Source organism: Streptomyces sp. NPDC111507, assembly GCF_055638955.1.
Map to the genome: position 1 here is coordinate 1,548,571 of NZ_JBVKBU010000001.1, position 19,414 is coordinate 1,567,984.

A 19,414-nucleotide genomic window follows, 5' to 3' on the forward strand; every position below is an offset into this window, starting at 1 on the left:
GAAGGGGCGCGGGGAACTGCGCGACCAGCCACGAGGGCGCGGCAGACGATCGACGGCACATCCCGGCACTTCCAGCGGAGCGCTTAGAGCACCTTGCCCGGGTTCAGGATGCCCAGCGGGTCGAAGGCGGCCTTGATGCCGCGCTGCATCTCCACGCCCACCGGTCCGAGCTCGCGGGCCAGCCACTCCTTCTTCAGGACTCCTACGCCGTGTTCGCCCGTGATGGTGCCGCCGAGTTCCAGACCGAGCGCCATGATCTCGTCGAAGGACTCGCGGGCGCGCCGCGACTCGTCGGGATCGTCGGCGTCGAAGCAGACGGTGGGGTGGGTGTTGCCGTCGCCCGCGTGCGCGCAGACACCGATGGTCAGGGAGTACTTCTCGGCGACGCGCTCGATGCCTTCGAGCATGTCGCCGAGCCGGGAGCGCGGCACGCACACGTCGTCGATCATCGTGGTGCCCTTGACCGCTTCGAGCGCGGTGAGCGACAACCGCCGTGCCTGGAGGAGCAGTTCGGATTCCGCCGCGTCCTCCGCGGGGACCACCTGCGTCGCGCCCGCGGCCTCGCACAGCGCGCCTACGGCAGCCAGGTCGGCGGCCGGGTCGTGGGTGTCGAAGGCGGCGAGGAGGAGCGCCTCGGTGGTCTCCGGGAGGCCCATGTGGGCCAGGTCGTTGACGGCCTTGACCGTCGTACGGTCCATGAGTTCGAGGAGGGAGGGGACGTGCCCGCCCTCCATGATCCGGACCACGGCGTCGCAGGCGGCCCGCGCCGATCCGAACTCCGCCGCCAGCACCAACTGCTGGGGCGGCTGCGGCTTGAGCGCCAGGATCGCCCGTACGACGATGCCGAGCGAGCCCTCGGATCCGACGAAGAGGCGGGTGAGGTCGTACCCGGCGACCCCCTTCGCCGTACGGCGGCCGGTGGACATGAGCCGTCCGTCGGCCAGTACCACGTCGAGGCCGAGGACGTACTCCGCCGTCACCCCGTACTTCACACAGCACAGGCCGCCGGAGGCCGTGCCGATGTTCCCGCCGATCGTGCACATCTCCCAGCTGGAGGGGTCCGGCGGGTAGTACAGACCGTGTTCGTTCACGGCGCGGGAGAGGGTGGCGTTGATGACGCCGGGTTCCACGACGGCGATCCGGTCGACCGGGTTGATCTCCAGGATGCGGTCCATCTTCACCAGCGACAGCACGATGCAGCCGTCGGAGGCGTTGGCGGCGCCGGACAGGCCGGTGCGGGCGCCCTGCGGGACGACCGGGACACGCAGCTCGGTCGCGATCCGCATGACGTGCTGGACCTGTTCGACGGTACGGGGCAGGACGACGACGGCGGGGGTGCCCGCCTCGCAGAAGCTCGCCATGTCGTTCGCGTACGAGGCCGTGACGTCCGGGTCGATGAGGACGGCCTCGGCCGGCAGGCCGCTCAGCAGGCGGTCCGCGAGGTTGCCGGTGACTTCGTCGCGCGGGGCTTCGATACGGCTCATGATCACAGCGTCGCACTCGGGGCCATCGGTGTGAACCCCATCCGCGCGGGGCTTGGTGTGCCGGGGTGTGGTCTTCGTATTGACGCACAGTGAGCGGCATGGAGATCGAAGAGCGACAGCCGGTGCTCACGGGGCTCGCGCCTCAGGGTCCCTCCGGGCGGCGTCCCTCCGTCGCCAAGCACGTGCTGATCGGCCTGGTGGCGGGGTCTGTCGTCCTCGGCGGGGTGCTGGTGCTGCTGCCCTCGCAGCGGCGGACCGCGGCGCCGCCGTCGGCGGGTCCGGCGGCGCGGGCGGCGACGGCGGTGGGGGCCGGGGTGCCCGCCGCGCTGCCCGATCTGGTGGCGCTCATCGGCGACCATGAGGCCCATCTGCGCGCCCATCCGCGCGACGAACGGTCGTGGGCGGTGCTCGGCGCGGCCTATGTGGAGCAGGGGCGGCGGACCGCCACACCCGCGTACTTCCCGAAGGCCGAACAGGCGCTGCGCACGTCGCTGGAGACGAAACCGAAAGGGAACCTGACGGCGCTGGAGGGGCTGGCCGCGCTCGCCAACGCCCGCAACGACTTCCGGACCGGGCGGAAGTGGGCCGAGGAGGCGCTGAAGCTGGCCCCGAAGCGGTGGACGGCGTATCCGCTGCTGATCGACTCCTGCAGCGGCCTCGGTGACTACAAGGCGAGCCGCGGCGCGCTGGAGAAGCTCCAGGGGCTGCACCACGGGCCGCCGGTGCTGGCCGAGGCCGCCCAGGTGTACTGGGACCGCGGCTGGCGCGAGGACGCGGTGGCCTCCCTCGCGGACGCGGCGGCGGGCGCCACCTCTCCGGCCGAGCGGGCGATCTGGCTGGCGCAAACGGGCCGGCTCGCCTGGGAGCGCGGGGACCGCGAGGAGTCGCTGCGCTACTACGAGGCCGCGCTGAGCATCGACCCCGACCAGCACGGCGCGCTCGCCGGACAGGGGCGTGCGCTGGCGGCGCTCGGACGCAACGCGGAGGCGCTGCGTGCGTACCAGACGGCGCTCGCCCAGGAGCCCGATCCGCGGTACGCGCTGGAGCTGGGCGAGCTGTACGAGACGCTGGGGGTGCGCGACGCGGCACAGACGCAGTACGCCCTGCTGCGGGAGCGGGTGCGCACCGACGCCGCGGCCGGTGTCGACGACGAACTGGTCCTCGGACTGTTCGAGGCGGACCACGGCGATCCGGAGAACGCGGTGCGCCGACTGCGCGAGGAGTGGGCGCGCCAGCCCGGAGTCGCCGTCGCGGACGCGCTGGGGTGGGCGCTGCACCGGGCGGAGGAGGACGAGGAGGCGCTGAAGTTCGCGACGAAGGCGACGGACAAGACGAAGGGCGGCGGCGTCCGCAGCGCGCTGTACGTGTACCACCGGGGGCAGATCGAACGCGAGCTGGGCCTGCTCGCGCCCGCCCGCCGCCACATCGCGGAGTCCCTCCAGATCAACCCGTACTTCTCCCCCGTCCTCGCCCCCCAGGCCCGGCACGACCTGGCCGCCCTCGGCGAACCGCCCGCGGAGCCGCCGCCCGAGCCGAAGGACGAGACCCCGGCGGAACCGGGGGGCGCGGCGGGGCCGCCGGGCACTGCCGTGAATCCGGCGAACCCGGCGGCTCCGAGGGCGACCCGTCGACCCAGGCCGCACGCATCGGCGCCGACACCGGCACCGCGGCGCACGGCGTCACGATGACCGAGGGCCGATAGCCGAGGGCTGAGGGCCGATAGCCGCTGACCGCTGACGGCTGACGGCTGACGGCTGACGGCTGACCGCTGACCGCTGACCGCTGACCGCTGACCGCTGACGGATAACCGCTGACGGATAACCGCTGACAGACATTGGCTGACGGCTGACAGATATCGGCTGACAGATAACAGATGACAGATTTCCGCAGATGATTCCTACAGGTTGCCGCGCTTCTCCTGCTCCCGCTCGATCGCCTCGAAGAGCGCCTTGAAGTTGCCCTTGCCGAAGCCCATCGAGCCGTGCCGCTCGATGATCTCGAAGAAGACGGTCGGCCGGTCCTGGACCGGCTTGGTGAAGATCTGGAGCAGATAGCCGTCCTCGTCGCGGTCGGCGAGGATCTTGAACTCGCGCAGGGTGTCGACGGGGACCCGGGTGTCGCCGACCCACTCGCCGAGGGTGTCGTAGTACGAGTCGGGCGTGTCCAGGAACTGGACCCCGGCCGCGCGCATGGTGCGTACGGTCTGCACGATGTCGTTGGTGTTCAGCGCGATGTGCTGGACGCCCGCGCCGCCGTAGAACTCCAGGTACTCGTCGATCTGGGACTTCTTCTTGGCGATGGCGGGCTCGTTGATCGGGAACTTGACCTTGAGCGTGCCGTCGGCGACGACCTTCGACATCAGCGCGCTGTACTCGGTCGCGATGTCGTCGCCCACGAACTCCTTCATGTTCGTGAAGCCCATGACCTTGTTGTAGAAGCCGACCCATTCGTTCATACGGCCGAGTTCGACGTTGCCGACGCAGTGGTCGATGGCCTGGAAGGTGCGGTGGGCGGGCGGTTCGACGATCGGGGCGGCGGCGGTGAACCCGGGGAGGTACGGGCCGTCGTAGCCGGTGCGTTCGACGAGCGTGTGCCGGGTCTCGCCGTACGTGGCGATCGCGGCGAGGACGACCGTGCCGTGCTCGTCCTTGAGCTCGTAGGGCTCGGCGAGCGGGCGGGCGCCGTGCTCGACGGCGTACGCGAACGCGGCGCGCGCGTCCGGGACCTCGATGGCGAGGTCGACGACCCCGTCGCCGTGCGCGGCCACGTGCTCGGCCAGGAAGTGGCCCCAGGTGGTGGTGGGCTTGATGACGGAGGTGAGGACGAAGCGTGCCGAGCCGTTCTCGAGGACGTACGACGCCGTCTCGCGGCTGCCGTTCTCCGGTCCGGAGTAGGCGACCAGCCGCATGCCGAAGGCCGTGGAGTAGTAGTGCGCGGCCTGCTTGGCGTTGCCGACGGCGAAGACGACCGCGTCCATTCCCTTGACCGGGAAGGGGTCTGCCTGCCGGGCGGTGTCGGGAGTGAGGTCTGTGGTCTGCGTCATGGCCGCAGACTCTCCCTGTTCCACAAGGTGCGCAATAGTTTGCGGGAGAGCTGGACAATGTGCTCAGCAAAACGTCCATGTAGGCGGGCGTTCTGTACATGATGACCACCCGGGAGGGCGGCATGGGAATCGATCACCTGGACGGCCGGCTCATCGTGCTGTTGGCCGAGGAGCCGCGCATCGGCGTACTGGAGATGTCCCGGCGGCTCGGGGTCGCGCGCGGCACCGTGCAGGCCCGGCTCGACCGCCTTCAGTCGAATGGAGTCATCCGGGGATTCGGTCCGCAGGTGGACCCGGCCGCGCTCGGCTACCCCGTCACGGCCTTCGCGACGCTGCAGATCAGGCAGGGACAAGGCCCCGACGTACGGGCGCACTTGGCGACCGTCCCCGAGGTGCTGGAGCTGCACACGACCACCGGCAGCGGCGACATGCTGTGCCGCCTGGTGGCCCGCTCGAACGCCGATCTCCAACGTGTGATCGACCGGGTCGTCGGTTTTGATGGCATCGTCCGGGCCTCCACGGCGATCGTCATGGAGAACCCGGTTCCGTTGCGGATCATCCCGCTGGTGGAGCAGGCGGCGACCGAGCACTGACCGACGACCGGGAGGTGGCGTGAACTTCTGGCAGTACGTGAGCAGCCGCCATCAGCAGTTGCTCACGGACGCGTACCAGCACGCCAGTGTGGTCTTCCAGTGCATGGTCGTCGCGACGCTCATCGGTGTGGTGATCGGCGTCGTCACCTATCACAGCGGCTGGGCGGGCGGCGTCGCCACGACCACCACCTCCACCATCCTGACCATCCCGTCGCTCGCCATGATCGGTCTGCTGATCCCGCTCGTGGGCCTGGGCGTGCCGCCCACGGTGATCGCGCTGACGCTGTACGGGCTGCTGCCGATCGTGCGCAACGCGATCGTGGGCCTGCGCGGGGTCGACCCCGCGCTGGTGGACGCGGCGAAGGGCATCGGCATGTCCGCTCCGGCCCGACTGCTGAAGGTCGAGCTGCCGCTGGCCTGGCCGCCGATCCTCACCGGTATCCGGGTCTCCACGCAGATGCTGATGGGCATCGCGGCGATCGCGGCGTACGCCTCCGGCCCCGGCCTCGGCAACGAGATCTTCCGCGGCCTCGCGTCCCTGGGCAGCAGGAACGCGCTCAACCAGGTACTCGCGGGCACGATCGGGATCATCATCCTCGCGCTGCTGTTCGACGCCGCCTACGTCCTCATCGGCCGGCTGACCATTCCGAGGGGGATCCGTGCCTGAGACGACCGAGGTCGCGGAGCCACAGGAGGGCACGGAGGGCACGCACACCTCCACGACCGGCGCCACCATCGAGCTGGAGAACCTCACCAAGCGCTACCCCAACAGCCGGGAACCGGCCGTGGACAGCGTCAACATGGAGATCAAGGCGGGCGAGCTGGTCGTCTTCGTGGGCCCGTCGGGATGCGGCAAGTCCACCACGCTCAAGATGATCAACCGGCTGATCGAACCGACCAGCGGCCGCATCCGCATCAATGCCGAGGACGTCACCGACATGGACCCGGTGAAGCTGCGCCGCAAGATCGGCTACGCCATCCAGGCGTCCGGGCTCTTCCCGCACATGACGGTCGCGCAGAACATCGCCCTCGTACCGAAGATGGTCGGCTGGTCGAAGTCGCGGATCAGGGCGCGCGTCGAGGAGATGCTGGACCTGGTCGGCCTCGACCCGGGCGAGTTCCAGGGACGTTATCCGCGCCAGCTCTCCGGCGGCCAGCAGCAGCGCGTGGGCGTGGCCCGGGCGCTCGCGGCCGACCCGCCCGTGCTGCTGATGGACGAGCCCTTCGGCGCCGTGGACCCGATCACCCGCGACCACCTCCAGGACGAGCTGATCCGGCTCCAGCGTGAGCTGCACAAGACGATCGTCTTCGTCACCCACGACTTCGACGAGGCGATCAAGCTCGGTGACCGGATCGCGGTGCTGCGCGAGCACTCGCACATCGCGCAGTTCGACACCCCGGAGGCGATCCTCACCAACCCGGCCGACGACTTCGTGTCGGGGTTCGTGGGCGCGGGCGCGGCGCTGAAGCGGCTCAATCTCACCCGGGTACGGGATGTGGAGATCACCGACTGCCCGACGGTCACGGTGGACGACCCGCTCCAGGAGATCTTCAACAAGCTCAGAAGCAGCGGCACGAACGAGATCCTGCTGCTCGACCGGCGGGGCCGCCCCTACAAGTGGCTGCGGCGCGGCGACCTGATGCGGGCCAGGGGTTCGCTGGCGCGGGCGGGCACGCTGGTGCACGACACGGTGACCCGGGACGCCACGCTGCGGGACGCGCTGGAAGCGGTGCTCATCGACAACACGGGCCGGGTCGCGGTCACCGGGCGGCGCGGCGAGTTCACCGGTGTCGTCGACATGGAGACGCTGATGAACTCCGTGCACGAGCTGCTGGAGGAGGACCGGCTGGAGGCGATGGAGCACCAGCACGAGCTGGAGGAGGCGCGCGCCCAGCAGACCCACTTCGAGCAGGAGGGCGTGAGCGGCGGGGAGGCGAAGGCGTGAGCACTCCCCCTCCCGAGGAACGGCCCAAAGAGCGGCCCAAAGAGCGGTCCAAGGAACGGCGCGAGGAACGGCCCGAGGGCGAGCACGAGGTGAAGGGGCTCGCGTTCCGGGACGACGGCGAGTTCTCCCCGGACTCCGGGGACTTCCCCGAGGACCTTCCCGAAGGCCTTCCCGGGAACGGTGAAGGCGGAGCCGAGGGGGAGGCCCCACCTCCGAAGGTCGTCCTCAAGCGCCGGATCAGCTGGCAGAAGCTGACCTTCCTGCCCCTGGTCCTCGCGGCCGTGCTGCTGGCCACCTGGCTCTGGTTCCAGCAGGCCCGGCTGGACCCGATCTCCGAGAACGCGCTGTCGAACGGCCAGGTGTCGAAGGCCCTGTGGCAGCAGATCCGGCTGACCGCGATCTCCACCTTCTTCGTGCTGATCATCGCGATCCCCCTGGGCATCCTGCTCACCCGGGCGGCGTTCCGGAAGGCGACCCCGGTCGCGATGACGCTCGCCAACATGGGGCAGGCCACGCCCGCGATCGGCCTGCTGGCGCTGCTGGTCATCTGGCTGGGCACCGGCCAGCGGGCGGCCCTGATCGGCATCACCGTCTACGCCATCCTGCCGGTCCTCTCCAACACGATCGCGGGCCTGAAGGCCAACGACCCGACCCTGCTGGAGGCGGCCCGCGGCATCGGGATGTCCCCCCTGGGGGTGCTGACCCGCATCGAACTCCCGCTGGCCGTGCCGCTGATCCTCGCGGGCGTACGGACGGCCCTGGTCCTGAACGTGGGCACGGCGACCCTCGCCACCTTCGGCGGGGGCGGCGGCCTCGGTGTCCTGATCACCACCGGTATCACCACCCAGCGCATGCCCGTCCTGGTCCTCGGCTCGGTCCTCACGATCTCACTGGCCCTGCTCGTGGACTGGCTCGCCTCCCTGGTCGAACTGCTGCTCAGGCCACACGGACTGGAGGCGGGCTCATGAGCCGTACGGGTTCCGCACCCGTCGCGCGGCGTACGTCTCCGGTGCTGGCCGGTGCGCTGGTCCTGGCCGCCGGCTGCGGACTCACCAGCGGCTCCCCCATGGTCGACAACGTCACGCCCGGCTCGATCGGGTGGGGGCAGCCGCTCAAGGGCGCCCATCTGACGGTGACGTCGAAGGAGTTCACCGAGCAGCTGATCCTCGGCGCGATCATGGGCATCGCCTTCCAGGCGGCCGGCGCGGACGTCCTCGACCGGACGGGTATCCAGGGTTCGATCGGCGCGCGGGAGGCCGTCAAGAGCGGGGACGCGGACGGGATGTACGAGTACACGGGCACCGCCTGGATCACGTACCTCGGCAACAGCAGGCCCATCCCCGACCCGCAGCAGCAGTGGCAGGCGGTGCACGACGCCGACCTGAGGAACGGGCTGAGCTGGCTGCCGCCGTCCGCGCTCAACAACACGTACGCGCTCGCCATGAACCAGGCCAACTTCAAGAAGTACGGCACCAAGACGCTCTCCGACGTGGCCGCGCTGTCCAGGTCGAACCCGAGCGCGGTCACGCTGTGCGTGGAGAGCGAGTTCGCCAACCGGGCCGACGGGCTGCCGGGCATGGAGAAGGCGTACGGGATGAGTCTGCCCGCGAAGAACATCACGCAGATGGACACCGGGATCATCTACACCCAGGTGGCGAAGGGGAGTTGCACGTACGGGGAGGTGTTCACCACCGACGGGCGCATCAAGTCGATGAACCTGGCGGTGATGGAGGACGACAAGAAGTTCTTCCCCAACTACAACGCGGCGCCCGTGATCAACTCCAAGGCCCTGAAGAAGTACCCGGCGATCGCCCAGGTCCTGGACCCGATCACCAGGAAGCTCGACAACGACGTGGCCCAGACCCTGAACTCCAAGGTGGACGTCGACGGGCAGGATCCGCATCAGGTGGCGCTGGACTGGATGGAGCAGGAGGGGTTCGTGAAGGGGGGCTGAGCGGCCGCGCCTTCCAAAGAAGTACTTGCAAAGAAACCCTTGCAACCATTTCTTTGCAACGCTACCTTTGGATGCATGGAAGAGCCCCAGGATCCCCAGGTCCGCAATCTCGACGCCCGCTCACTGCGCGGGCTCGCTCATCCCTTGCGCATGCAGCTCCTGGACGCTCTGCGCTTCGGCGGTCCGGCCACCGCGTCCCAGCTCGCCGAGAAGCTGGGCGAGTCGAGCGGTGCCACCAGCTACCACCTGCGACAACTCGCCGCCCACGGCTTCGTCGAGGACGCCCCGGAGCGGGGCAAGGGGCGGGAGCGGTGGTGGAAGGCGACCCACCGGGGCCTGAGGTTCGACGACTCTCTGCTCGCGGACACCGACCCGGTCGTGCGCGGGGCCGCCGACATGTACCTCCACGAGGTCGCGACCCGGCAGACCCGGGACCTGTCGACCTGGTTGGGCAACCGGGCCCAGTGGCCGGAGGAATGGTCCCGCGTCTGGGACATGAGCAGCGAGACGCTACGGCTGACCCCTGAACTCACCGACGAACTCATTCAGAAGATGCACGCGCTCGTCCACAGCTACCGCGATCTGGCCGCCGGCGAAGACGACGCCGAGGCCGCGCAGGTCCGCATCCACACCCACGCCTTCCCCGTCACGCAGGACCGAACGGAGACGCACCCATGACGCACGCCGAGACCCACCTCGCCCTGCATCACACCCGCGCCGCCGAGCTCCGGGCCCAGGCCGAGACCCACCGCCTGGCCGTCTCCGCCCGGCGCCCCGGTGAACTGCGGACGCGCCTGGGCTGGACCCTCGTGGAGGTCGGCCTGCGGCTCGCCGCCGCACCGAAGCCGGCGGTCGCCTAACAGCTCGGAACCGAGCCCTTCCCCTTCTCCAGGGAGACCAGCGCGTCGACCGCGCCCTTGAGCGTGGTCACCGGAACCAGTCGCAGCCCCTTGGGCAGTTCCGACTTGGCGTCCGAGCACTCCGCCTTCGGGACCAGGAAGACCGTCGCGCCGTCGCGCCGGGCGGCCTGCGTCTTCAGGGCGACCCCGCCGACCGCGCCGACCTTGCCGTCGGCGTCGATCGTCCCCGTACCCGCGATGGTGCGACCGCCCGTGAGGTCGCCGCCGCTGCCGTCGCCGTCCAGCTTGTTGATGATCCCGAGCGTGAAGAGCAGTCCGGCGCTGGGCCCGCCGACGTCGGCCAGCTTGAGCGTGACCTTCACGTCGTTCTTCTCGTGCAGGTAGGCCAGGGCCGCCTCGGTGGCCGTGTCCTGGGACTTCTTCATCTCGTTCGCGTTGTGCTGCTCGATCTCCTTGACGGAGTTCCCGCTCGGGTAGACCGAGTCGCGCGGCATCACGGCCCGGTCCGTGCGGAACCAGCCGTCGATCACGTCACCCAGGCTGACGCTCGCGTCCGGCCCGGTCGCCTCGATCGTCGTCATCCGCAGCTGCCCGCTCGTCTGCCGGGTGGGCGCTCCGCTGATCGTGATCACCGGGTCGCCCTTGTTCTCGCCCAGGACGTTCGCCGTCATCCCGGGCTGCGCCACGGAGAACGGCAGCGGCGCGAACGCCGCCGTGGCGAGCAGGGCCACGACGGGAGCGGCGCAGACGGTGATGGCCTGGAGGCGTGTGAGGCGAGAGAGCACAGGATCAATCTAACGTCACCGCTCGGCGCGGCCTCCGTACAGGTCCCGCCGGGCGGTGGTGAAGCGGCGCAGCGCCTCCGGCAGCGGCTCGGTCCCGATGCCCGGGGTGCTCGGCACCGGCAGATGACCGTCCTGAAGGACGAAGGGCTCGGTGATGTCCTCGGCGAAGTAGCGGCTGGAGGCGGAGGTGTCGCCGGGGAGGGTGAAGCCCGGCAGGGCCGCCAGGGCCAGGTTCGGGGCCCGGCCGATGCCCGTCTCCAGCATGCCGCCGCACCAGACCGGTACTCCGTGCGCGTGGGCGACGTCGTGGATGCGGCGCGCCTCCAGGTAGCCGCCGACCCGGGCGGGCTTCACGTTGACGACCCGGCAGGCGTCCATGGCGATCGCGGAGGCGGTGTCGCGGGCGCTGTGCAGGGACTCGTCGAGACAGACCGGGGTGGCGATGCGCTGCTGGAGCCGTGCGTGCGCGTGGAGGTTGTTCTCCTCCAGCGGCTCCTCGATGAGCAGCAGTCCGAACGCGTCGAGCCGGCGCAGGTGCTCGGCGTCCGCGAGCGAGTACGCCGTGTTGGCGTCCACCTGGAGCGGCAGCGCGTCCCCGAAGCGCTCGCGCACGGCCCGTACGGGCTCCAGGTCCCAGCCGGGTTCGATCTTCAGCTTGATCCGGACGTACCCCTCGGCGAGGTAGCGCTCGACATCGTCGAGGAGTGCCGGGACGGAGTCCTTGATGCCGACCGAGACCCCGGCGGGCACGCGGTCGTGGACGGCTCCGAGGTAGGTCGCGAGCGACATGTCGTGGGCGCGCAGCTCGGCGTCGAGGACGGCCGTCTCCAGGGCCGCCTTGGCCAGCTCGTGCCCCTTGATCTTCGCCGTCGCGGGGGCGAGCGCGGCGGCCGTGAGGTGCGGGAGGGCGGCCACGCGCGGCAGCAGGAAGTCGCGCAGCACGATCTCGGCGCCGGCCACGAACTCCGAGCAGTACAGCGGCTCGGGGTCGGCGGCGAACTCCGACCAGCCCTCGGCCGCGTCCGTGACGACGTGCAGGAGGAAGGTGTCCTTCGTCGTCATGGTCCCGAAGGAGGTGCGGAAGGGGGTGACGAGGGGCAGCGCGATGTGGACGACTTCGACGCGTTCGAGTTTCATGCGGCGCCTTCCGTGGCGGGGCGGGTGAGGGTGTACCAGCCGTCGCGGGACATCCCGGTGGCGACGTACCCCTCGGCGAAGGCCTCCGTGAAGACCGCGCGGACGGCGTGGCGCCAGCGCAGCGCGAGCGTCGGGTCGGCGGCGCGCAGCTTGACGACGTCGTCCGGGACCCGGCACCAGATGTGCCGGTCGGAGGTGTCGCGGCGGGCGAGGAAGGCGCCGTCGGGGGCGAGGTGGGTGGCGGGCGCGGCGTCACGGTCGCCCGTCTCCTGTGGCGTACGGGGCGCGGTCAGATCCCAGGTCACCGTCAGCCGGTCGCTCTCGTCCCCGTCGTTCACCCCGTCCGCCATGGGCCCGTAGAAGTCGACCAGGTACTCCGTGCCGGTGGCCCCCAGCTTGACCAGGTTGAAGCGGGCGTTGCGGCCGACCAGCGGATCGAAGGTCCAGCGCATGGTGCGGGCGCCGTGTTCCAGGGCCCAGGCGCGCTGGGCCTGCTTCACGGCGTACCCGAGCCCGCGATCGGCCGCGGCGACCAGGGAGTACGTGTCCTGCCGCCCCGGCTGCCCGAACACGGCGACGGCGGCTCCGGCCAGCCGTGTCCCGTCGTACGCGGCATGCACCGCGCCCCCGGCGTGCACCAGGCTGTGCAGCACCTCCGCCGGATAGGGCGGGCTGTTGCGGGGCGTCTGCCAGACGTCGCTGAAGAGGTCGGCCACCGCGCCGATCCCGGCGACGTCGTGAACGGTACGGATGCTCACTTCTTCGGTCATGGAACCGAGTGTCGAAGCTCGCGGCGACGCCCACGTTGTACATCAGGACAACACGCGCGTACGTTCCTGATGAGATCGGCCAACCGTGTCCCGGCCGAGCATCGGAAGGAGCCGCGTGGACGCCTGCACCCTCGGTGACCTGCTGGACGTCGTCGGTGGCCCCTCCGTACGGCTGCGGACCGCGCCCGCCGGACTCGCCGTGCCCGTCACGGAGGCGCTGCTGTACGACGCCCACGCACCGCTGACCCGTGCGCCCGGGGCGCTGCTGCTCGCGGTCGGGGTGCGGGCGTCCGCGGCGGGGCCGCTGGCGCGGGCGGCGGCGGAGGCGGGGATGAGCGGGCTGGTCGTACGCGGCACGGACGGCCCGCTCGCGGAGGCGGCGGAGTCGGCGGGTGTGGCCCTGCTGTCCGTGGACGAGGACGCCGCGTGGCACCACGTACATCTGCTGCTGGCCTCTGCGATCGGCGCCCGGCCGTCGGCCGCCGGGAGCGGTCTGGGGGACCTGTTCGCGCTGGCCGACGCGGTGGCCGCGGCCGTCGGTGGCGCCACCGCGATCGAGGACCCGCGGCAGCGGATCCTCGCCTACTCGACGGTTCCGGGGCAGCCGGTCGACGAGGACCGCCGCACGGGCATCCTCGGCCTCCAGGTGCCCGGGAGCCCCGCCAACTCGGAGCAGTACCGGGTGCTGTTCGCGGCCGACGGCGTGGTCCGGCTGCCCGCGCTGGAGGGCAGCGACAACCTGCCGCGGCTCGCCGTCCCCGTCCGGGCGGGCGGCGAGACCCTCGGCTCGCTCTGGGTCGTCGACGACGGTGGCCTCGCGCCGGACGCCGAGGAGGCCCTCGCCCAGGGCGCGTCCACGGCGGCGCTGCTCCTGCTGCGGGCCCGCGCCGCGCAGGAGCTGGCCCGCCACCAGAACGGCGACCTGCTGCGCCGCCTGCTCGACGGCACCGCCGACCCGGCGGGCGCCGCCCACCGCCTGGGCATGGGCCTCGGCCCGGACGGAAACCCGGCCCCCGTGCGCGTGGCCGCCTTCGTCCTGGACTCCAGCGTCTCGGCGGCGGACGTCGAACAGACCGCGCTACGGCTCCTGGATCTCGTACGCCTGCAGTGCGAGGCGCGCTACGGGCGGCACGCGGGCGTTCTCGTCGACGGGGTCGTGTACGCGCTGCTGCCGGCGTTCGGGGAGCGTGGCGGAGCGCGCCACAGAGGGCTGGCGGAGGACATCGTGGGGCGGGCGGGACAGGCGCTGCGGGTGCCTGTGCGGGCTGGGCTGGGGGATGTGGTCGGCGGACTCGCGGAGGTGCGGGCCTCCCGGGACGACGCCGACCTCGTCCTGCGGGTGCTGGGCCCTGACCTGCCGGTGGCGACCGTGGAGGAGGTGAGGCCGCGCGTCACCCTGCTGCGGCTTGCCGAAGTTCTGGGCGAGCGGCGGGAGTTGAGCGCGGGCGGGTGGCGGCGGGTCCTCGCGCACGACGTCGAGCACGGCACCGAGTACGCGCGCACTCTCGTCGCCTGGCTGGACGCGGGCTGCGACATGGCGGGCGCGGCGCGGCTGCTCGCCGTGCACGCCAACACCTGCCGCTATCGCCTCCGGCAGGCCCGGCAGCAGCTCGGCATCGACCTCGACGATCCCGACGAACGGCTGGTGCTGTGGCTCCAGTTGAGGACGCTGGGCGGGCTCGGCAGCCGCCGCTGAGCCGCCCTTCGGGCCCGGCCGTCAGTTGACGTCCACGTCCTCGAAGACCTCCAGCATGCGCGTCAGCACCCGTACGCACCTCTCCACGTCCGCGTCGGTGAGGTCCCCGCCCACCCGCTTCAGCAGCGCGCTCTCACGGGTGATCACCGCGTCGATGACCGTACGGCCGTCGTCGGTCAGCCGGATCAGCGAGGACCGCTGGTGCGCGGGGTTGGCGATGGCCTCGACCAGACCGTGGGCCGCCGCCTCGTTGACCATCCGCTGCACGAACTGACGGCTGAGCGCCTGCGCGCGCCCCATCTGGGGGACCGTCAGGGGCCCCTGCGCGCGCAGGAGATCCAGGACGGCGCGCACGCCGATGGACAGGCCTTCGATCGGCTCGTTCAGCTCCACCTTGCGGCTCACGCGCCGGTACAGGGGCCCCAGCACGGCGAACACCTCGTAGAGGCGGGGGGCGAGGTCGTCGGGCGGGAGCGGCTTGGAGTCGTCGGGCTTGCTGGTGTCGGGCTTGCTGGTGCGGGTCACGGAGACAGGATGACACCTTGGTTGCCAAGTCAGCCCCAACATGACACCTTAGTTGTCATGACTGATGCCGCTCAGGTGTTCATGTTCCAGTCCGCCGACGGTCCGCTCGCCTACCGCGACGTCGGCACCGGTTCCCCGCTGGTGCTGCTGCACGGCGGCTTCACCGACCACCGCATGTGGGACGCCCTGGTGCCGCTCCTGGCGGTCGGCCACCGGGTGATCGCGCCCGACGCCCGCGGCCACGGCCGGTCCGCCAACGCGACAAAGCCCTTCCGCCCCACCGACGACCTCGCCGCCCTCCTGCGCCACCTCGGGACGGGCCCCGCGGTCCTCGTCGGGATGTCGATGGGCGGCGCCACCGCGGTCGACACCACGCTGGAACACCCGGACCTCGTCCGCGCGCTCGTCGTCAGCGGCGCCGGGATCGCCGACCCGGAGGACACCGACGCCTGGACCCTGGACATCCAGAACCGCTGGGGCGGCGCTCTGGCCGCCGGCGACATCGACGGCTGGGTCGACATCTTCGCCTCAGCCGTGGCCGGCCCGCATCGCACGCTCGACGAGGTCGACCCGGAGGTCGTACGGCGGGTACGGGAAATGGCGCGGGGGACCATTTCCAAGCACACGCCCGACGAACCCGACCACTCCGTCCCGGTGACCGACGTCCTGGCGCGCGCCAGGACCATCACGGTCCCCGTCCTGGCCATCAACGGCGCCCTGGACGCGGACGGTCTGATCGCGATGGCCGACCGCCTCGTCGACACCGTCGCCGACGGCCGCACCGCCACCGTCGAGGGCACCGCCCACTACGCCAACATGGAACAGCCGTACGTCTTCACCAAGTTCCTGCTGGAGTGGCTCAGCGGCCTGCCCGCCTGAGCCACCCCGCCAGCCGCTCCTCGCACGCCCGCAACTGCGCCACGGGGACGTACTCCCCTGCCGTGTGGGCGAGAACCGGGTCGCCGGGACCGTAGTTGAGGGCGGGCGTGCCGAGGGCGGCGAAACGGGCCACGTCCGTCCAGCCCAGCTTCGGACGGGGCGTGGCCCCCAGCACGCGGACGAGCGAGGCGACCGCGTGCCGGTCGAGCCCGGGCAGCGCGCCCGGTACGACCTCCGTGACGTCGACCTCGTACTCGTCCTCGGGAAACAGATCCCGTACGTACTTCTCCGCCTCCTCTGCCGAACGGCTCGGCGCGAAACGGGAGTTGACGGTGATCACGCACGCGTCGGGGACGACGTTGCCCGCGACCCCGGCGCGTACGGCGACGGCGTTCAGCCCCTCGCGGTACTCCAGGCCGTCGATCACGACCCGATCCGGGGTGTGGTCGGCGAGGCGCTGGAGGACGGCCCCGGCACGGTGCGCGGCGTTCACCCCCCGCCAGGCCCGCGCGGTGTGCGCGCGCTCGCCGCGGACCGTGATGTCGGCCATCAGCACCCCCTGGCAGCCCGCCTCGACCCCGGCGTCGGACGGCTCCATGAGGATCGCGAGGTCGGCGTTCAGCAACTCCGGCCGTACGGCGGCGATCCGGCCGAGCCCGTTGCGGTCGCCCTCGACCTCCTCACACTCGTAGAAGATGTAGGTGAGGTCGCGGGTGGGCTCGGGGACCGTCGCCGCCAGCCGGAGTGCGACGGCGACTCCGCCCTTCATGTCGCAGGCGCCCAGCCCGTACAGGAGGTCGCCCCGCAGGACGGACGGCAGGTTCCCGGCGGCGGGAACGGTGTCCAGGTGGCCCGCGATCAGGATCCGTTCGGGGTGACCGAGGTCGGTGCGGGCGACCACCGAGTTGCCGATCCGCTCCACGGTGAGGTGCGGGAGGGCGGCGAGGGCCGCCTCGACGGCGTCCGCGAGCCCGGCCTCTGCGCCGCTCTCGGAGGGGAGGTCGACGAGGGCGCGGGTGAGGGCGACGACGTCGGCGGTGAGATCGAGGGTGTGGTCGAGGGTGCTCACGCCGCTTCCTTGTCGCCGAGTCTGTCGCCGGAGCCGGGGTTGTCGCCGGAGCCGGGTGCGTCGCCGAGCTTGGAGTGCTTGATCCCGTACAGCCAGTAGATCACCAGGCCGACGGCCATCCACGCGCCGAACGCGGCCCAGGTGTCCGGCCCCAGGCTGAACAGCATGTAGACGCAGAAGCCCACCCCCAGGATCGGCGTCACCGGCGAGAAGGGCACCCGGAAGGAGCGGGGTGCCTCCGGGTCGCGGCGGCGCAGCAGGACGACCGCCAGGTTGACCAGCATGAAGGCGAAGAGCGTACCGATGCTGGTGGCGTCGGCGAGCGCGCCCAGCGGGACGAGCGCGGCGAGCACGGCGATGAAGGCGGAGACAATGACCGTGCCCGCGCGCGGCACCCCGGTGGTGGGGTGCACCTTGGAGAACAGCGGCGGCACGAGCCCGTCCCTCGACATCGCGAAGAGGATGCGGATCTGCCCGTACTGGACGGTGAGCACGACGCTCGTGGTGGCGACGACCGCCCCGATGGAGAGCAGGATCGGCCACAGGCTGCCGCCGCCGACGGACTGCACGAGCACCTCGCTCAGCGTGGCCTCCGTGCCCTCGAACCTCTTCCACGGCATCGCGCCCAGCGCGGCGACCGCGACGAGAACGTACAGGGCGGTGACGAGGACGAGAGAGAGGATGATCGCGCGGGGCAGGTCGCGCTGCGGGTTCTTCGCCTCCTCCCCCGCCGTCGAGGCGGCGTCGAAGCCGATGTAGGAGAAGAAGAGCGAGGCGGCGCCCGCGCTCATACCGGCGGTGCCGAGCGGGAAAAGGGGGTGGAAGTTCCCTGCGCGGAAGGCGGTGAAGGCGACCGCGCAGAACATCACCAGGGCGGCGATCTTCACGCCGACCATGACGGTGTTGGCGACGGCGCTCTCCTTCGCTCCGCGCAGCAGCACGACCATGGCGAGGACGACGATGGCGGCGGCGGGGATGTTGAGGACACCGCCGGCGCCGGGTGGCGCGCTGAGCGTGTCGGGGAGGGTGACCCCGACGGTCAGGTCGAGCAGTTCGTTGACGTACTGCCCCCAGCCGACCGCGACGGCGGCCACGGACACCCCGTACTCCAGGATCAGACACCAGCCGCACACCCAGGCGACGAGCTCGCCGAGGGTGGCGTACGCGTAGCTGTACGAGGAGCCGGAACCCGGGATCATGCCGGCCAGTTCGGCGTACGACAGCGCGGAGAACAGCGCGGTCACACCGGCCAGGACGAACGACACGACGATGGCGGGACCGGCCTCGGGCACCGCCTGGCCGAGGACCACGAAGATGCCGGTGCCGAGCGTGGCGCCCACGCTGAGCAGGGTGAGTTGTCCGACGCCCATCGTCCGCCTGAGCGGGCTCCCGGCGGCCTCGGCGACCAGCGATCCGACGCCCTGACGCCGGGTCAGCCGAGCCGCCCGTCCGCCTCTCCGGCCGACGTCCGGCCGAGTACGTACCGTCTCCGTCTCCACGCCTTGTCTCCCTGCGCCGTTCACCGTTCCGCCTTCAGTGCCCTGATCATGCGGAGGGCGGGGCGACGGACGGTGGGAGCATCGGCCAGAGATGGCGGGAACGGTTTGGCGGGTCGGCCAAAGCCAGGGGGATCGGCCAAAGCCAAGGGGTGACGGGAAACAAGGGTTGTCAGCGCAACGCAGTACGGGGCGTCAACTCAGCACCGCGCGGGCCCGGAGTCTCAGCGCAGTGCGGGCCCGGGGTCTCAGCGCAGTGCGGGCCCGGGGTCTCAGCGCAGTGCGTCCGCGACCTCTCGCGCCGCGTCCATGACCCTCGGCCCCACCCGTTCCGGCACGGAGTCCGCGAGCATGACGACACCGACGCTGCCCTCGACCCCGGTCACCCCTATCAGGGGAGCGGCGGCCCCGCTCGCGCCCGCCTCCAACTCCCCGTGCGTGAGCGTGTATCCCGGGGCGTCCGGCTGCCCGGGCTGCCGGGCGGCGAGGATCGCGCGGCCCGCGGCGCCCCGGTCCAGGGGATGGCGGAACCCGGCGCGGTAGGCGACGTGATAGTCCGTCCACGTCGGCTCCACGACGGCGACGGCGAGCGCCTCGGTGCCGTCCACGAGCGTGAGATGGGCGGTGGCCCCTATGTCCTCGGCCAGCGCGCGCAGCGCCGGCAGCGCGGCCTCCCGTACCAGCGGATGCACCTGGCGCCCCAGCCTCAGCACCCCCAGCCCGACCCGGGCGCGGCCGCCCAGATCCCGGCGTACGAGCGCGTGTTGTTCCAGCGTGGCGAGCAGGCGGTACACGACGGTCCGGTTGACGCCCAGTTTGTTCGAGAGCTCGGTGACGGTCAGCCCGTGGTCCGTGTCGGCGAGCAGCTTGAGGACACGCAGTCCCCGGTCGAGCGTCTGAGAGGTCTCCGCGGTCACGACGCCCACTCCTTAGTGGTGAGGTCGGCGGCCCCTCGCGGCGGTTGCGTCTCCGAGTCCCGTCGGCGACGCGCTTCAGAGGCCGCCGTCGGCTGACGACCCGGGCTCTTCCCGGGCGGAGTCGCTACACGGCTGCGCTCCGCGGCGGCGCTGCCACGGGGCGTGTGCGTAGCGGGACAGTAGCGAGCCGGTTCGCTCAGCGGAAGTCTCCGTCCAGAATCCGGTCATGGCCTGGTACGGACTCTTCCCCTTTACGGAGC

At 71.2% G+C, this 19,414-nt stretch carries 19 protein-coding genes; 10 read left to right on the top strand and 9 right to left on the bottom strand.

All coding sequences use genetic code 11. The features are described 5' to 3' along the window. Positions 1 to 83: 83 nt before the first annotated feature. Positions 84 to 1,490, bottom strand: coding sequence for an FAD-binding oxidoreductase (locus ACZ7M2_RS06900; protein ID WP_352049030.1), 1,407 nt, complete (start codon positions 1,488 to 1,490; stop codon positions 84 to 86). A 92-nt stretch (positions 1,491 to 1,582) separates the two neighbouring features. On the opposite strand from ACZ7M2_RS06900, the gene ACZ7M2_RS06905 reads away from it, so the two are divergent. After that, on the top strand, positions 1,583 to 3,172 hold the full coding sequence (locus tag ACZ7M2_RS06905; protein WP_471594422.1) for a tetratricopeptide repeat protein: 1,590 nt from the start codon (positions 1,583 to 1,585) through the stop codon (positions 3,170 to 3,172). 209 nt (positions 3,173 to 3,381) lie between these two features. On the opposite strand, the gene hppD is transcribed toward ACZ7M2_RS06905, so the two are convergent. Further along, on the bottom strand, positions 3,382 to 4,527 hold the full coding sequence (gene hppD, locus ACZ7M2_RS06910) for a 4-hydroxyphenylpyruvate dioxygenase (RefSeq protein ID WP_470058285.1): 1,146 nt from the start codon (positions 4,525 to 4,527) through the stop codon (positions 3,382 to 3,384). A gap of 122 nt (positions 4,528 to 4,649) precedes the next feature. Between hppD and ACZ7M2_RS06915 the strand changes: the two genes are divergently transcribed. From ACZ7M2_RS06915 to ACZ7M2_RS06945, 7 genes are all read left to right on the top strand, one after another. After that, positions 4,650 to 5,120 (top strand): Lrp/AsnC family transcriptional regulator, encoded by a 471-nt coding sequence (locus ACZ7M2_RS06915; RefSeq protein ID WP_352049052.1) that lies wholly within the window; start codon positions 4,650 to 4,652, stop codon positions 5,118 to 5,120. 19 nt (positions 5,121 to 5,139) lie between these two features. Then, the gene (locus ACZ7M2_RS06920; protein ID WP_471594423.1) at positions 5,140 to 5,787 is read left to right on the top strand and encodes an ABC transporter permease; all 648 of its coding nucleotides are present in this window, start codon (positions 5,140 to 5,142) and stop codon (positions 5,785 to 5,787) included. Beyond that, positions 5,780 to 7,066, top strand: coding sequence for a betaine/proline/choline family ABC transporter ATP-binding protein (locus tag ACZ7M2_RS06925; protein WP_471594424.1), 1,287 nt, complete (start codon positions 5,780 to 5,782; stop codon positions 7,064 to 7,066). Before ACZ7M2_RS06920 ends, ACZ7M2_RS06925 begins: the two co-directional genes overlap by 8 nt. A gap of 89 nt (positions 7,067 to 7,155) precedes the next feature. After that, a complete protein-coding gene (locus tag ACZ7M2_RS06930; protein ID WP_471594538.1) occupies positions 7,156 to 8,034 on the top strand; it encodes an ABC transporter permease in 879 nt (292 codons plus the stop codon). Then, positions 8,031 to 9,020, top strand: a complete 990-nt coding sequence (locus ACZ7M2_RS06935) for a glycine betaine ABC transporter substrate-binding protein (RefSeq protein ID WP_471594425.1) — start codon at positions 8,031 to 8,033, stop codon at positions 9,018 to 9,020. Before ACZ7M2_RS06930 ends, ACZ7M2_RS06935 begins: the two co-directional genes overlap by 4 nt. Positions 9,021 to 9,095: 75 nt before the next feature. Beyond that, a complete protein-coding gene (locus ACZ7M2_RS06940) occupies positions 9,096 to 9,698 on the top strand; it encodes an ArsR/SmtB family transcription factor (RefSeq protein WP_471594426.1) in 603 nt (200 codons plus the stop codon). Beyond that, on the top strand, positions 9,695 to 9,880 hold the full coding sequence (locus tag ACZ7M2_RS06945; protein ID WP_470058292.1) for a hypothetical protein: 186 nt from the start codon (positions 9,695 to 9,697) through the stop codon (positions 9,878 to 9,880). Before ACZ7M2_RS06940 ends, ACZ7M2_RS06945 begins: the two co-directional genes overlap by 4 nt. Here the strand turns inward: ACZ7M2_RS06945 and ACZ7M2_RS06950 are convergent. Genes ACZ7M2_RS06950 through ACZ7M2_RS06960 form a run of 3 tightly spaced genes read right to left on the bottom strand, consistent with a single transcriptional unit; the run spans position 9,877 to position 12,572 of the window. After that, the gene (locus ACZ7M2_RS06950; protein WP_471594427.1) at positions 9,877 to 10,665 is read right to left on the bottom strand and encodes a S16 family serine protease; all 789 of its coding nucleotides are present in this window, start codon (positions 10,663 to 10,665) and stop codon (positions 9,877 to 9,879) included. The genes ACZ7M2_RS06945 and ACZ7M2_RS06950 overlap by 4 nt on opposite strands. 15 nt (positions 10,666 to 10,680) lie before the next feature. Then, a complete protein-coding gene (gene menC, locus ACZ7M2_RS06955; protein ID WP_352049022.1) occupies positions 10,681 to 11,802 on the bottom strand; it encodes an o-succinylbenzoate synthase in 1,122 nt (373 codons plus the stop codon). After that, entirely contained in the window at positions 11,799 to 12,572 is a 774-nt protein-coding gene (locus ACZ7M2_RS06960) for a chorismate synthase (RefSeq protein WP_471594428.1), read from the bottom strand. Before ACZ7M2_RS06960 ends, menC begins: the two co-directional genes overlap by 4 nt. Before the next feature lie 115 nt (positions 12,573 to 12,687). Here ACZ7M2_RS06960 and ACZ7M2_RS06965 point away from each other — a divergent pair, with 115 nt between their 5' ends. Further along, positions 12,688 to 14,268, top strand: coding sequence for a PucR family transcriptional regulator (locus tag ACZ7M2_RS06965; RefSeq protein ID WP_471594429.1), 1,581 nt, complete (start codon positions 12,688 to 12,690; stop codon positions 14,266 to 14,268). A 21-nt stretch (positions 14,269 to 14,289) separates the two neighbouring features. Here ACZ7M2_RS06965 and ACZ7M2_RS06970 read toward each other — a convergent pair whose 3' ends face one another. Then, positions 14,290 to 14,793: a MarR family winged helix-turn-helix transcriptional regulator gene (locus ACZ7M2_RS06970; RefSeq protein ID WP_471594430.1), complete on the bottom strand. Its 504-nt coding sequence runs from the start codon at positions 14,791 to 14,793 to the stop codon at positions 14,290 to 14,292. A gap of 57 nt (positions 14,794 to 14,850) precedes the next feature. Between ACZ7M2_RS06970 and ACZ7M2_RS06975 the strand changes: the two genes are divergently transcribed. Beyond that, positions 14,851 to 15,672: an alpha/beta fold hydrolase gene (locus ACZ7M2_RS06975; protein WP_471594431.1), complete on the top strand. Its 822-nt coding sequence runs from the start codon at positions 14,851 to 14,853 to the stop codon at positions 15,670 to 15,672. Here the strand turns inward: ACZ7M2_RS06975 and dapE are convergent. The 3 genes from dapE to ACZ7M2_RS06990 form a co-directional block, all read right to left on the bottom strand. Beyond that, a complete protein-coding gene (gene dapE, locus ACZ7M2_RS06980; protein WP_471594432.1) occupies positions 15,653 to 16,741 on the bottom strand; it encodes a succinyl-diaminopimelate desuccinylase in 1,089 nt (362 codons plus the stop codon). The genes ACZ7M2_RS06975 and dapE overlap by 20 nt on opposite strands. Next, positions 16,738 to 18,240, bottom strand: a complete 1,503-nt coding sequence (locus ACZ7M2_RS06985) for an amino acid permease (RefSeq protein ID WP_471594433.1) — start codon at positions 18,238 to 18,240, stop codon at positions 16,738 to 16,740. The genes dapE and ACZ7M2_RS06985 overlap by 4 nt, the downstream gene beginning before the upstream one ends. A 269-nt stretch (positions 18,241 to 18,509) precedes the next feature. Beyond that, complete coding sequence (locus ACZ7M2_RS06990; protein WP_352049016.1) at positions 18,510 to 19,154, bottom strand: IclR family transcriptional regulator; 645 nt, start codon at positions 19,152 to 19,154, stop codon at positions 18,510 to 18,512. Positions 19,155 to 19,414 lie beyond the last annotated feature (260 nt).